At 47.6% G+C, this 14,012-nt stretch carries 10 protein-coding genes; 4 read left to right on the top strand and 6 right to left on the bottom strand.

Annotation, left to right across the window (positions count from 1 at the left end):
- The first annotated feature begins 2 nt into the window (after positions 1-2).
- A complete protein-coding gene (locus tag ACSQ8P_RS32455) occupies positions 3-1,625 on the top strand; it encodes a response regulator transcription factor (RefSeq protein ID WP_436238961.1) in 1,623 nt (540 codons plus the stop codon).
- A gap of 56 nt (positions 1,626-1,681) precedes the next feature.
- On the opposite strand, the gene ACSQ8P_RS32450 is transcribed toward ACSQ8P_RS32455, so the two are convergent.
- From ACSQ8P_RS32450 to ACSQ8P_RS32435, 4 genes are read right to left on the bottom strand one after another with little or no spacing between them, the layout of a single operon-like run.
- Entirely contained in the window at positions 1,682-2,245 is a 564-nt protein-coding gene (locus ACSQ8P_RS32450) for a D-glycero-alpha-D-manno-heptose-1,7-bisphosphate 7-phosphatase (protein WP_436238960.1), read from the bottom strand.
- The gene (locus tag ACSQ8P_RS32445) at positions 2,242-2,946 is read right to left on the bottom strand and encodes a nucleotidyltransferase family protein (RefSeq protein WP_436238959.1); all 705 of its coding nucleotides are present in this window, start codon (positions 2,944-2,946) and stop codon (positions 2,242-2,244) included. The genes ACSQ8P_RS32450 and ACSQ8P_RS32445 overlap by 4 nt, the downstream gene beginning before the upstream one ends.
- Positions 2,947-2,950: 4 nt before the next feature.
- Positions 2,951-3,535 (bottom strand): D-sedoheptulose-7-phosphate isomerase, encoded by a 585-nt coding sequence (locus ACSQ8P_RS32440; RefSeq protein WP_436238958.1) that lies wholly within the window; start codon positions 3,533-3,535, stop codon positions 2,951-2,953.
- Between the two features lie 2 nt (positions 3,536-3,537).
- The gene (locus tag ACSQ8P_RS32435; RefSeq protein WP_436238957.1) at positions 3,538-4,563 is read right to left on the bottom strand and encodes a GHMP family kinase ATP-binding protein; all 1,026 of its coding nucleotides are present in this window, start codon (positions 4,561-4,563) and stop codon (positions 3,538-3,540) included.
- A 387-nt stretch (positions 4,564-4,950) separates the two neighbouring features.
- Between ACSQ8P_RS32435 and ACSQ8P_RS32430 the strand changes: the two genes are divergently transcribed.
- A complete protein-coding gene (locus ACSQ8P_RS32430) occupies positions 4,951-6,909 on the top strand; it encodes a glycosyltransferase (protein WP_436238956.1) in 1,959 nt (652 codons plus the stop codon).
- A 74-nt stretch (positions 6,910-6,983) separates the two neighbouring features.
- Here ACSQ8P_RS32430 and ACSQ8P_RS32425 read toward each other — a convergent pair whose 3' ends face one another.
- Together ACSQ8P_RS32425 and ACSQ8P_RS32420 are read right to left on the bottom strand one after the other, a co-directional pair.
- Entirely contained in the window at positions 6,984-8,021 is a 1,038-nt protein-coding gene (locus ACSQ8P_RS32425) for a glycosyltransferase (RefSeq protein ID WP_436238955.1), read from the bottom strand.
- Positions 8,022-8,381: 360 nt separating this feature from the next.
- A complete protein-coding gene (locus tag ACSQ8P_RS32420) occupies positions 8,382-8,678 on the bottom strand; it encodes an ArsR/SmtB family transcription factor (RefSeq protein ID WP_436238954.1) in 297 nt (98 codons plus the stop codon).
- A gap of 186 nt (positions 8,679-8,864) precedes the next feature.
- On the opposite strand from ACSQ8P_RS32420, the gene ACSQ8P_RS32415 reads away from it, so the two are divergent.
- Both ACSQ8P_RS32415 and ACSQ8P_RS32410 read left to right on the top strand, forming a co-directional pair.
- Positions 8,865-9,992 carry an NADH:flavin oxidoreductase gene (locus ACSQ8P_RS32415; RefSeq protein WP_436238953.1) on the top strand — a complete coding sequence of 376 codons (1,128 nt, stop codon included), beginning with the start codon at positions 8,865-8,867 and terminating at the stop codon, positions 9,990-9,992.
- A 593-nt stretch (positions 9,993-10,585) separates the two neighbouring features.
- Positions 10,586-13,876 (top strand): OmpL47-type beta-barrel domain-containing protein, encoded by a 3,291-nt coding sequence (locus tag ACSQ8P_RS32410; protein WP_436238952.1) that lies wholly within the window; start codon positions 10,586-10,588, stop codon positions 13,874-13,876.
- The last annotated feature ends 136 nt before the right edge of the window (positions 13,877-14,012 follow it).

The raw sequence follows: 14,012 nt of genomic DNA, 5'->3' as shown, positions 1-14,012 counted from the left end.
CTATGTACACCGTCATGATTGTAGATGATGATATACCGGTTCTTGAATTTCTGAAAACGACGATAAAATGGGAAACGCTCGGCTATCAATTGACTGGCGTTTATGCTAGTCCCTTGGATGCCCTGAAGGCGGGGCAGCAAACCAAAACAGATGTATTGATCAGCGACATTGGGATGCCTGGGATCAATGGGCTGGAGTTAATCAAGTCCCTCCGCGAGGAGGATCCGCACCTGAAAGCTGTGATTCTCTCTTGTCATGATGAATTCCACTATGCTCAGGCGGCCGTTAAGCTATCGGTGAGTGAATATATTTTGAAGGAAACGATGAACGTCAGCAATATCACGGAGGTATTAATTAGGCTTAAGGAGCAATTGGATGCGGAGGATCGGCAGCAGTCGAAGAGCCGCAAGCTCGAGAAAGAGGTCTCGCAGCAACGCAGCGCTTCTAAGCGTCAGTTCATCCGAAGCACTGTAAATGAGCCGTTATTTGATGCTGCTGAGTGGAGCACCAAAGCAGGGGACTTCGGTATTCAGCTAAACAAGCACGCTGTCCTGCCTGTATTCGGCTATGCCAATCGGGTGAAAGAGGCGAATAGCCGGTTCCAGTCGACAGATTTATTCGAGTATACGATTCAGAATATTGTAGAGGAGCTGCTCGTGGATCAAAAGGAAGTGACCTTGTTCACCTACGATACAGGCGAAATCGTGCTGTTATTTCCGCATTTCTCTGAGCTGCATGTGAACAACAGCCAGAAGATGGAGCAGACGCTGCGACAGCTGCAAAGCTGCTTGCAGAAGTATGCAAAAATTTCCTTTTCGTTCATCACGGGGACTCCGGTGAAGGATGTTCGGTTGTTGAAGGATCAATTGATCCGCATGGTGGAGGCCAAGGCTATCCGATTCTACATGCCAGAGTCCTCGATCAGCAAACTTGAGCATTTGCGGGAAGGATTCGGAGACGGGGGGGAGCTGCTCGCTCAGTACGCGCAGGCGTTGGATGAATTCCGCAGCGTGGTGTTCGATGAGCGTGCAGAAGGGATTGATTCGTTCGTCTCGAAGTGGGTCGATTTCATTCAGTACAATCGGTTCCGCCCCCTAGAGGTGAAGGATTGGCTGCTCAAAATGATCCTGGATGTGCGGATGCGCCTCAAGTCGCTGCAGCATTATCAATCGACGTTTTCCTCGGAGCTGCTGCATCACGATGTCCACGAACTGTCTTCCATCCGCGAAATGGAGCTGTGGCTGAAGGATTATTTGCAGCAGGCCATCCAGTGGGCGGGACAAGTGTACCGGGAGTCGCACAATCGTGAAATCCTAGAGTGCCAGCGGTTCGTGTATAACCATCTCGATACGAAAATATCACTGGAGGACGCTGCCGCGCATCTACATCTGCACCCGAGCTACTTAAGCCGCTTGTTCAAGCGGGAGACAGGCGAGAATTTCATCGAGTACGTGACGCGGATGAAGATGGAGAAGGCGAAGGAGCTTCTAGAAATCACGGATAAAAGCGTGGAACAAATCTCAGATATGCTCGGCTACGAGAATAAGAACTATTTTGGCAAGCTGTTCAAAGCGCATACCGGCTTCGTGCCGAATGCGTATCGGGGGCAGACGAAGGGGAGCTAGGTGATCCCCACTGTGAAAGCACAAAATCCTGCAAAATTGCAGGACTTTGTGCTTTTTCAATGTGATGGTTTGTTTACAGTTTGGAAAAAACGCTCAGCCGCCTCGCCTACATGCCTCACAGTAAACGTAGCCGCTGTAGCAGAACTTGCTTCATAGTCACGGATTAAGATCGTGGTCCCGACCCCCGCCCGCAAACCTGCTTCGATGTCACTCTCTTTATCACCTATGATTACCGATGAGGCCAGATCCAGCTGCAACTCTCGCATTGCTTGTAAAATCATACCTGGATTAGGCTTTCGGCAGAATGCATCTTGTTTGTATTCACCGATGCCGTGTACAGGGTGATAGGGACAAAAATATACTTTGGCGATCCGGACTCCATGTGCCTCGAATTGCCCCGTCATCCATGCCGTTAACGCCCAAAAGTCGTCCTCCGTGTAATATCCCCGACCAATCCCCGCTTGGTTAGTTACGATGATGAGTACAAACCCCGCATGCTGAAAACGTAAGAGTGTCTCAAATATACCCTTGCTAAATTCGAAATCCTCTACTTTATAAACATAAGATTTATCAAGGTTAATTACACCATCCCGGTCGAGCAAAAGCGCCTTTGCTCTCATCCGTCTCCACCTCCGGTGCCAAGCTCAGACTTCGCACGCTCATAGTCTTCCGGAATACCGATATCGATAAAATAACCTTCACTCGGGAAGCCATACATGTTAAGTTTCTGTGCACCAGGATTTCCTAGAAATTGCTCAAATGAAAATTGATCTGACAGCTCAAACGGATTCCATAAATCGGTACGAGCTACGTATACACCACCATTAATCAAGCCGGACTCGCACATCCGTTTCTCCTGAAAGCTCAACACCCTACAGTCCGAACTTACGATAACGGCACCATATCGGTCAAAGCGTTTCATCGGCTTAAGTGAAAGCGTCAGGTCGGCAGCGCGGTCATTATGAACCTGAACCAACTGCTGGATATCGACTTGGAACAACGTGTCTCCATTTATTAAAAGCACCTGATCGCTGGAAATCTGAGTCATCGCCTTCTTAAGAGCCCCTCCGGTTCCTAGCGGTTTTTCTTCCACCGAATAAGCGATTCTTATTTCTCCGAAGCGATGGCCGAAATAAGAGCTAATGGTTTCATGTTTGTATCCTACCGCAAGTATCACCCTGCGAACCCCTTGCATCTCCAATCGCTCAAGAATGTAATGAAGAAATGGTTTGCCCCCTACGGGAGCCATCGGTTTGGGTAAATCCCATATAACCTCCCGCAAACGTGTCCCCATTCCGCCAGCTAATATGATTGCTTCCATAGGGTTAAAATCCCTTGCCAAATATAGATTCTTCTACAATCGCGCACAAAATGTGGCCAATCATAATATGCGCTTCTTGAATTCTCGGGGTTTCTTGGGAGGGTATCCGTATGCAGATATCGCATAGGGCAGCCATGCTGCCTCCCGATTCACCGGTCAAACCAATTGTCGTGATGCCCATAGCACGGCACATTTCTAAACCTCTGATCACATTGGGAGAGTTACCGGATGTGGAAATGCCAATAAATAAGTCTCCACTTTGGCCGTTAGCTTGAATTTGCCGTGCAAACAACTGTTCATATCCGTAGTCGTTTCCGATTGCTGTAAGAATGGAGGTATCAGTAGTAAGCGCGATGCACGGCAGGCCGGGGCGGTCGAAATAAAAACGGCTGACGAATTCGCCGGCAATATGCTGGGCATCGGCCGCACTTCCTCCATTGCCACCGAGCATTATTTTATTACCTTTGCGGTAAACCTCGATCATTTTTCTTGCTGCCTGCTCGATTAAACTAAGTATAACTCTATCCTTAGCAATCGAACGTTTAATCTCCATTGCCCGTAAAATTTCGCTGCTAATATACGCTTTCAAACTTATACCCTCCATCCTTGCGTTCCGTTCTTTGTAAAATGGAATTGAAACACTTTACCTCCTAATTCGTTCAATCGCTGTACAACCTGTATGCGTTTGACGGGATCCACGATAAACATCATAAATCCGCCTCCTCCTGCTCCAGATACCTTGCCTGCTAGTGCACCGGCATTCATCGCCGTATCGTATATGAAGTCAATTCGATCGTTCGTAATAGAGGCTGCCATCTTTTTTTTGGCACTCCAGGATTTTCCCAAATGCTCAGCAAACTTGTTGATTTCTCCCTTTAATATACATTCCTTAATTGCATAAGCCTCCGCTTTCACTATATGGGTCGCTTTTAGGGCTGACTGTTTTTTATCCTGTGTATTGCGGACTTGTTCGTCAATGATCTTGGCAGATTCCCTTGATGCTCCTGTGTAATATAAAATCATAGAGCTCTCCAATTCACTGATAATCCAGTTTTTTACCCGAAGTGGGTTCACAATAACCCGATTATTTTCGTAAAACTCAATAAAGTTGAATCCTCCAAAGGTGGCTGCATATTGATCCTGCCTCCCGCCACCCCAACCGACATCAATACGCTCGATTTCATAGGCAAGTTGAGCGATTTCATACTCCCCGAGCGGCAGATTAAGCCATTCTACGAAAGCCTTCAACATAGCGACGACCATCGTGGATGATGAGCCGAGACCGGACCCTGCGGGAGCGTCAGAATAGGTGGTCATCCGAAAAGAGAGCGGCTCGTCCTGCCTAAACTGTTTGACAATCCGGTTATACACGCCTTTATGCAAGCTTAGACAGCCATCCAACTCCAGCTCTGGGAGAGGGGCTGAGGTGAACTCTTCATTGAGGTCCGCAGCGACAAAAGTAAGGTTACCGTCATCGAAGACCTCAATCGTGCAATAGGCGTATAAATCAATCGTCGCATTCAGTACGCATCCTCCGAACAAGTCGCAGTAGGGCGACACATCCGTTCCTCCTCCGGCTAGCCCCAATCTTAAAGGAGCTTTAGATCTAATGATCATGTGCTACCTCCGTTCAATGTTGTCCAATATAATTCATAACCAATTCAGCATATGTACGAATAAGACAACTTGTATGGACGGATGGTGCAGAGTCGAATATTTTCCACCAACGTGCTTTTGAAAATAAACGTTTGTCCCATTCAGACCTTTTACAGAGGGAATAGTATAGCTATGTGATAATGAAGTGTACCGGGAGGTGCTTTGGTGAAGCTAAAGGCTAGGAGAAAAAGGAGAAAGATATTGGGGTCTATACGCGTGCGTAAGCTTCGTAGATATAAAGCAGGCAGGCGACTAGTGCTCAAACGTGGAAAATCCGTACGTGCAAGGTGGAAGAATCGGAGAAAACGGTCAGTTATGAAGCTTTATAAACGCAACAGGATGAGGCGTTTGAAACGTCGCCGGATCCGTAAAGGATTACGACTCGTGAATAAGCTGGTGGTACCGAACTCATCTCAGCCATTGGTCAGTATTATTATTCCGGTTCACAATAAATGGGATTTTACTTACAAATGCTTGGTGTCCATTGTTCAGAACACACATGGAATTCCTTATGAGATCATCGTGATGGACGATCATTCAAACGACTTAACAGCCCGTATCGGACATTTCGTCAAACAAGTCACTGTCATCCGCAATAAGGTGAAGAGGGGATTTCTTCATAACTGCAATCATGGGGCAGCGATTTCCAAAGGAAAGTATGTATTATTTTTAAATAACGATACTATAGTGACTCCCGGTTGGTTGGCACATCTATTGTCTTTACCCGAGAAAGATCCAACCATTGGAATTATAGGCTCTAAGTTGATATATCCGGATGGAAGACTTCAGGAGGCCGGCGGTATTGTCTATAATAACGGGTATGCTTGGAATTTCGGTCGATTAGATAACCCAGACAAACATGAATACAACTATGTCAAGGAAGTTGATTATATCTCAGGGGCATCGATCATGATTCGTAAAGATGTATGGAATAGAATTGGCGGGTTTGACGAGCATTTCGCACCTGCTTACTCAGAGGATGTGGACATTGCATTCAAAGCAAGACAACACGGTTACAAGGTTATTTACCAACCCAAATCCGTTGTCCTGCACTACGAGGGAGTATCTCACGGCACAGACCTTAACTCAGGAATAAAGAAATATCAGGTGATTAACCAGCAGAAATTTAGAGAAAAATGGGCGGGAGTACTACAGCGGGATCAACTTGCTGATGGAGAGCACCTCTTTTGGGCGAGGGAACGCTCAAGGAATAAAAAAACCATTCTGGTCATTGACTACGGTGTTCCAAGTTTCGACAAAGATGCGGGCAGCCGAACGACATTCATGTATCTGAAATTATTTGTGGACATGGGCTTTAATGTCAAATTTTTACCAGACAACTTCATCAAACCAGAGCCTTATGGCTCAGAACTCGAACAGCTCGGCATTGAGATCCTTTACGGACCGCAGGACCGCGGGTATTACGAGCAATGGATTGTTAGGCACAAGGATTACATTGATTATGTTCTGTTGAACCGTCCCAACATTTCACATCAATATATGGATCTAATCAAAGCCTATACCCGTGCGAAAATTCTGTATTATGGCCATGACTTGCATTACGTCCGAGAGTTGAAGCGGTTCGGATTGGAAAAAAACCGAGAGTTGCTTCAAGCATCAGAGAACATCAAGAGGCTGGAGTTCGACATGTTCACCAAAGCGGATACCGTTCTAACCTGCAGCGAATCAGAAAAACGAATTATCGACGGGAATTTCCCCAATAAAAATGCCGTATTGCTTCCAGCATATTACTTTGACCAAACGATACCGAGGACAAAGGCATGGCATGAACGGGGCGGTCTGCTCTTTATTGGCGGCTTCAACCATAGTCCTAACGTGGATGGAATTTTATGGTTTTGTCGCGAAATCCTGCCCATTGTGCAGCAATCCATTCCTGATATTCAATTGTTCATCGCAGGTTCCAATCCGCCGTCAGATGTTTTAGGATTAAATTCGGATCGGATTATTGTCAAAGGATTTGTACCCGACCATGAACTTAGAGAGCTGTATAGAAGCACGAAAATTGCCGTCATTCCGCTTCGCTACGGCGCAGGCGTGAAAGGCAAAACGGTGGAAGCCATGTGCCATCAGATGCCGGTAGTTTCCACAGGTACAGGGATCGAAGGGTTGCAGAATATTATCCAAACGATTGAACCTAAGAACACGCCTCAGGCATTCGCCGAAGAAATCATCCGGTTATATCACAATAACGATCTATTAGAGCACAAGGCCGAACAAGGTAAACAGTACGTGGAAACTTACTTCTCCCGATCCCAAGCCTTGGCGAGTATAAACTTAGCATTATAGTGTCGGATAAAAGTAGAAATGAAAAAAGGTGACTGAAAGTTTCGACTTTCAGTCACCTTTTTTTACCGTTCATTTCACCTTTCAGCAAAATAACGTTCCATAACAGCTGGATGTTTCTCAGTAAAAGGCCTCGTCAAAATGTCATATTCAATAGGATCCGTCAGTTTCCCTAGGTATTTATCGACATCACGGCGACGGTTATCGTTTGCTTTAACCCGGGAACCGAAAGCATAGTGATAATGGAAAGCTGAAATCGGCTCAATCCTATTGGGAATTTCCCACATGTAACGTCCGAACAGCTGCATTTTACAGTGATTTTTGGCATCGTCGTACCGTATACCAATATGATTGCGCCACATGAGGGTTCTAAAGACGGACCAGTGTTCGTCGTTCGGTGCACTTATTCTTACTGTTTGGGAATTCATCCAGAATTGCACGAATGGAAATGAGATAGCATCGGCTTCTTTCTGTGCCATGATTCGGGGCAATGCATCACGGAAGCCGTCCTCCATCATCTCATCCACATCAATCGCCATAATCCAATCTCCTACAGCATTGTCGACCAGGAAATTCCTTACGACTGACTCGTTCCAATCATCGGAGTAAGGCAAGCCCGTTTGCTTAATATGGAAAAGCTGAATATTCGCCCGGTTTTTCCACTCATTGATTATGCTTACACTGGCGTCAGTGCTTCCTCCGTCCACGATAAGAATTTCATCGGCATAGGAAGCGACACTTTCTAGAAACAGCGGGAGAAACAGTTCCTCATTCAATATCGGCACGATGACCGAAAGTTTCGGCTTCGTCTCGAGTAACGGAGTGTACGGAACATCCACCGGCCCATAAACTAACGGAGTGTTGATTAATGGAGGAAGAGGCCGCTTCGCCAGAGGCGTAGATCGTAATGATTTTCTTCTTCGGAGAGGTTTTTTAATCTTTCGCAGCAGACGTCTGCGGAGTTTTATGGTTCGCAGCGGACGCTTGCGTAATTTTATAGTTCTCCGCGTTCGTTTCAGTTTGATCACATTTTTCCTGCGGCTTCTCTTAAGCAGCTTTTGTTTCCGGTTCGTTTTGGCCGCCTTTCTAACTACCTGCCGGAGAACTTTTTTCATAGAGGACCTCCTTCGCTGTATGGTTGAGCGATCTAGAATCACAAATTGGTCACATGGCCATTCCTTTAATCCTACTTAGTATATTCAGGCGTCTCTGCCTACGAATGGACGAAACAACTATATATGAGTTTTTCCCGGCCCAATCGCAGCTAAAGAAAGCAGCATTCATCTCATTCTGCGCGACGTTAATTTCGGCGGTCATGTCTCAATTCTCACAACCCTCCGGTATGAAGCTGTTCAAGCAGAATGTGCCGGAACATTTAGTTCAAAAGGCACGTCGGTGTATCAAGCTCGACCTATATGCAAAAAGAGATGGCTGCTATGGCCATCTCTTTTAATGATTTCAGATATGGTTGTGGTTCACTCTGACATCTTCTGTTCTTCGGAACGCTCATGAGCATTCAGGATCGCAGTAAGCAGACCTGGGAAACGTTCTTCTAAATCATCCTTTCGTAATGACAAGAAGCGTTGGGTTCCCTGCACACGGACGTGTACGACGCCTGCTTCACGCATCGTACGCACATGATGGGACATGGTTGATTTCACGATGGCGACCTCTATGCCGCCACATGTGCATTCCCCTAGTTTGCAGATTTCGGAAACGATGGATAACCGAACAGGATCGCTTAACGCATAGAGGACGGACGAGAGATGCATATCTTTCTTGTCCGGGTGATATAGTATTTTCAGGATGCTTCCCCCTCGTTAAAAGCTAGTGATTGCATTTTAACATACTCCATGCTATATTTCTAATGTTCGATAATAATCGAACTTACGAACTAGATGCTTTGAACGTATGTCATTTAATACCCCTATAGAAAAATATGGAGTGGAGGAACGACCATGACAAATTCCAATACAAATCAAGAGACGCACTCTGTCGAGGCGTTGTTCAAGCCTTTTACACTAGGCAATCTTAGCTTAGCCAATCGAGTCGTGATGGCACCGATGACGCGAGCTTTCTCGCCGGGAGGTGTTCCTGGGCAGGACGTAGTGGATTATTACCGCCGCCGCGCGGAGAATGGCGTTGGTCTTATTATTACCGAAGGTACGCTGATCAATCATCCAGCGGCAACTGACAATCCTAATATCCCTAACTTCCATGGAGAAGAAGCGCTGGCAGGCTGGAAACGCGTTGTCGACGCTGTCCATGAAGCAGGAGGACGTATCGTGCCGCAGCTCTGGCATGTCGGGATGACTCGCCCAAATGGTTCACTTCCGCATCCGGAAACGCCATCGATTGGACCATCAGGCCGCAATTTAACGGGCGAACAAGTGAATGAGCCAATGACACAGGCCGACATTGATCAAGTTGTGCAAGCTTTCGCGCAAGCGGCAGCGGATGCAAAACGGATCGGCTTCGACGGCATCGAGCTTCATGGCGCCCACGGTTACTTGATTGATCAGTTCCTATGGGAGAAAACGAATCAACGCACGGATAAGTACGGTGGCAGTATGTTGGCTCGCACGCGATTTGCCGTTGAAATCATTGAAGCTTGCCGCCGCGCAGTAGGGCCAGATTTCCCGATTATTATTAGGCTGTCGCAATGGAAATCGACTGAGTATACGGCCAAACTCGCTGCTACACCTGAGCTGTTAGGTCAATTGCTTACGCCGCTTGTAGAAGCAGGCGTAGATATATTCCACTGCTCGACCCGCAGGTTCTGGGAACCCGAGTTCGAAGGATCTAGCCTTAATTTTGCAGGCTGGGTAAAGAAATTAACGGGCAAGCCTACGATCACCGTAGGATCGGTCAGTCTAGATGATGAATTCTTGAGCTCCTTCCGAGGAAAAAGTGCAGGCACAGCTGACATCAATGAGTTGCTTGTCCGTCTAGAGCAGAATGAGTTCGATCTCGTTGCCATCGGGCGCGCTCTGTTGGTTGACCATGCTTGGGCTGCAAAGGTTCAGGGCGGTCGTTTCAATGAATTACTGCCATTTTCACCTGACGCGCTGAAACAGCTGTACTGATTCAGAACCATATATATAAAGAAAGAGATGACATTGCTGTCATCTCTTTTTTTTTCCAACTCTACTTAGGACCACCCCTTCCTCCTCCTGCAAAATAACTGGAAAACCTCCATCTAAATTCGTGATTTTCGAGGTGTTTGATGAACTAAATGGAAAAAATGCAGCTAATTTTAGCCATTCTCGCCATTTTCACTGAATCGGGTTGAATTACCTGTACCTTTTCCATCTAAATCCAATTTGTGCGGAAGATCGCCTGAAATAACTGTATAATTTCCATCTAACTTTAGGTGGGGGAGGTGGGCGCGTGATATTAGGGGGTGTGGACAAGTGGAGGTGAAGTTAGAGGGTGTGGGCAAGAGGAGGCGGTATTAGGAGGTGGAGAATCTGGAAACACATATATTCCATCCCCTTTTGGAAAACCATCTAGTTATTTGGTATCCTGCACAAATTTCCATGTCTTTACAATAAAATAGCAAATTTCGCAATTATCCTATGGTAAAATAAGGTGGTTCTTAGATAGCTTGTCTGTCCGATAAGCAAGCGCTTATGTAGAAAAGATTTTAACTCAGCAAATTGGCTAAGGAGGAATTGTAATGAGTAAGCTCAAAGGATGGAAGACGAGATTATGGAAGACAACGTTGGCGTTGACAGTAGCCATACCGTTCCAAGTGCTGGCTACAAGCAGCTGGCAGACGGTGATGGCGGAGGGACCGACAGATCCAGCGCCGTTCATTGAAGCCAAAGTCGTCAACGGGAATGCAGGGAAGAAAGTGCTTTTCGACAATACACACGAGCAGACAGCTGGAGCAGCGGATTGGGTCATTGATGGGGCTTTTTCGGATTTCGGCAATGCGTTAGCGAATAGTGGTTATTATGTAAAAGAACTTCGCAAAACAACGCCAATTACCTTGGCCGATTTGAGTGGTTATGATGTGTTCGTGGTAGCGGAGTCCAATGTTCCGTACAAAACAAGTGAGCAAAACGCCCTAGCCCAATATGTGGCGGCAGGCGGCAGTATATTCTTCATCGGCGATCATTACAATGCCGACCGGAACAAGAACCGCTGGGATGGCTCCGAGGTATTCAATGGCTATCGCCGAGGTGCCTGGACGAATCCAGCTGCAGGAATGAGCGCAGAAGAGACAGCCTCCTCCGCTATGCAAGATGTAGCAAGCTCGGATTGGCTGGCGACACAGTTTGGCCTGCGTTTTCGCTATAACGCCCTCGGCGACATTAATGCGAATAACATTGTAGCGCCTGCGCAAGCTTTTGGGATAACGACAGGTGTCTCCAGTGTGGCGATGCATGCAGGATCCACGCTGGCTATTATTGATCCGACGAAGGCGAAGGGTATTGTGTACTTGCCGCAAACGAATGATGCTTGGGCGAATGCGGTTGATCAAGGTGTGTATAACGGAGGCGGCATCGCGGAAGGTCCGTACGTGGCTATTTCCAAAGCAGGCGCAGGCAAGGCTGCCTTCATCGGGGATTCCTCACCGGTCGAGGATGCAACGCCGAAATATGTGCGCGAGGATACGGGTGCGAAGAAGACGACTTATGACGGTTTTAAAGAAGTGGACGACGGAACGCTGCTCGTCAACATGGTGAACTGGCTTTCTACCAAAGAAAGCTATACCAGCTTCGCAGAAGTAAGCGGCATGCAGTTGGATCAGCCGACGGCTTTGCTGCCTTTTGAAGCTCCGGCGGCATCGACAGAACCACAGCCAGAGCCTTGGGCAGCGCCAAACGCAGGCTACAAATGGTACGACCGCAGCACGTTTAAACCAGGTTCCTATGGCGGCCCTGCGGCAACGGCGAGTACCACGTACAGCTTTGTGAAACAAGCGGTATTGCCGAATGCGGCAGACTTCCCGATCAGAGTCGTTGTGGATAACTTGCCGCCTTCGACGACCGTAACGGGTTTCTCCCTGGGAATCTATCTGGTCAGCGGTGGTTCACAAATCGCCAAAGTACAGAATGCAGATGGCACCTGGCCGACAACTTACGCGTATAGCTCCGCGTTCAGTGTAACTGCAGATATCAACGGACACGCGACGAAGGATCTGAATGTACGCGTTGTTCCGGGAACGACCGCGCCAGCGAATCTCAGATTGCGCTTGAATGGCACGAATCTGAAAACCGAAGCCGTCACTTTTGGAAATGTGCCTGCAGAAAACTTGCCGGAAGAGGAGAATCCGATTCCTGCCAAGATCGCCATTTCGGAAGCACGTGCGAAAGCAGCAGGTACGTTGGTGACGGTAGAGGGTATTGTTACGACGGAGCCGGGTGCTTTTGGCGGGCAAGCCTTCTACTTGCAAGATGCGACAGGTGGCTTGTATGTATTCCAAAGTTTGAGTGGCTTCCACCAAGGGGATACGGTAAAAGTAACAGCCTCAACAGCGCTATTTAACACGGAGTTTGAGCTTGCTGATCCTGTAGAGATTGCCAAAACAGGCGTCGCTGCACTCCCAACACCAACCCCAGTATCCGCTGTGACAGCGGACAACCAAGGGCAATTGCTCACACTTAGCGATGTAACGATTAGCAACATCATCACAGCAACACCGACGGGTTCTTTTGAATTCGACGCTGTCAAAGACGGCGTAAGCAATCACATTCGTGTCGATACACGAACAGGTTTATCCTTGAGCACCTTCCCGTACACAGCTGGGCAAAAGGTGACCATACAAGGTGTTGGCGCTATTTTCAAAGGTGTCTATCAATTGAAGCCACGGGGCTTGAGCGATTTCAGCGTGGCTGCTGATACCACTGCACCAGTAACAACAGCTGCCTTATCCAGTGAACCGAATGGAGCGGGTTGGTTCAAAGATGACGTTACCGTCACGTTAACTGCCGTAGATGATCAAGAAGGTGCGGTGGCTACTCAATATGCCACTAATGGCGGTACTTCTGCGGCATACACAGCGCCAATCATGATTGGTACTGAGGGCTCAACAACAGTGAGCTATTCCTCTACGGACGGTGCGGGTAATGTTGAAGCGCCAAAGTCCTTGCAAGTGAAGCTGGATAAAACAGCGCCTACAGCGACCCTAACCGAGTCGGGTCATGCGGTTAAGGATGTGACGGATGCGACTTCGGTGACATTCGATTTGGCAACCAGTGATACAATCTCGGGTGTTGTAGAGCAATCCCTGACCTTGGATGGTCATGCGATTACAAGCGGTCAAACGATTGCCGCAGGCAGTTTAGCCGTAGGTGCACACACTGTGGCGTATCTTGTAGCGGATGCTGCAGGGAACACGACGAGCGCGTCTCAGACATTTAACGTGGTTAAGCCATTATCCAATGGCGCTCCTGGCAAGCCCGTTTTATCCTCCAATAACGGCTATTCTGGTTTAAAAGATGGCAACTACACGATCACGATGAACATGTGGTGGGGGAATAATGGTACGATTTTCAAACTATACGAGAACGGTGTTCTTATCAGCACGAAAACACTTTCCGATGCGTCCCCAGCGGCTCAAATCGCCAAAGTGGATGTATCCGGTAAACCAAACGGCACGTACACTTATACCAGTGAACTTATTAATTTATTCGGTACGACAACTAGTCAACCCATCGTTGTAACGATTACTGACGCATCCCCAGGTAAACCAGTCTTATCGCAGAATAATTGGGATGGGGATGGCAACTACAATGTGAGCATGAACATGTGGTGGGGCACCAACGCAACAGGGTATCGCCTCTACGAAAATGACGTGCTCATTGATACGAAAAGTCTGCAAGCTGCTTCACCGAGTGCACAAAGCGCTGTAACAGCAATTGCTGGTCGCGCAATCGGTGTTTATCAGTATCGCGCCGAGCTGTTCAATGCAGCTGGCGTGACATCCAGCGACGTGGTGAATGTCACGGTTACGAAGTAGCCGGAGGTAAAAGAGAATGCAGTGCAGCCCTTCTGGTCTTAGACCGGAGGGGCTGTTCTGTGTTCGCACCTACCGCGAGCAGGTTATCCTTCATGCTGAACCAACTAGACAAAACCATATCCCAATGGTAGGTTAA

It is taken from the genome of Paenibacillus sp. LjRoot153, assembly GCF_964253085.1.
Lineage (GTDB): Bacteria > Bacillota > Bacilli > Paenibacillales > NBRC-103111 > Paenibacillus_E.
This window is presented reverse-complemented; position numbering and strand designations above follow the sequence as displayed.

What these genes read in the sequence shown, in the direction of transcription:
- ACSQ8P_RS32455 (WP_436238961.1), top strand. Translation starts at nt 3, where the DNA reads ATGTACACCGTCATGATTGTAGATGATGATATACCGGTTCTTGAATTT.
- ACSQ8P_RS32445 (WP_436238959.1), bottom strand. Translation starts at nt 2,946, where the DNA reads ATGGAAGCAATCATATTAGCTGGCGGAATGGGGACACGTTTGCGGGAG.
- ACSQ8P_RS32410 (WP_436238952.1), top strand. Translation starts at nt 10,586, where the DNA reads ATGAGTAAGCTCAAAGGATGGAAGACGAGATTATGGAAGACAACGTTG.
- ACSQ8P_RS32450 (WP_436238960.1), bottom strand. Translation starts at nt 2,245, where the DNA reads ATGAGAGCAAAGGCGCTTTTGCTCGACCGGGATGGTGTAATTAACCTT.
- ACSQ8P_RS32435 (WP_436238957.1), bottom strand. Translation starts at nt 4,563, where the DNA reads ATGATCATTAGATCTAAAGCTCCTTTAAGATTGGGGCTAGCCGGAGGA.
- ACSQ8P_RS32420 (WP_436238954.1), bottom strand. Translation starts at nt 8,678, where the DNA reads ATGCATCTCTCGTCCGTCCTCTATGCGTTAAGCGATCCTGTTCGGTTA.
- ACSQ8P_RS32425 (WP_436238955.1), bottom strand. Translation starts at nt 8,021, where the DNA reads ATGAAAAAAGTTCTCCGGCAGGTAGTTAGAAAGGCGGCCAAAACGAAC.
- ACSQ8P_RS32415 (WP_436238953.1), top strand. Translation starts at nt 8,865, where the DNA reads ATGACAAATTCCAATACAAATCAAGAGACGCACTCTGTCGAGGCGTTG.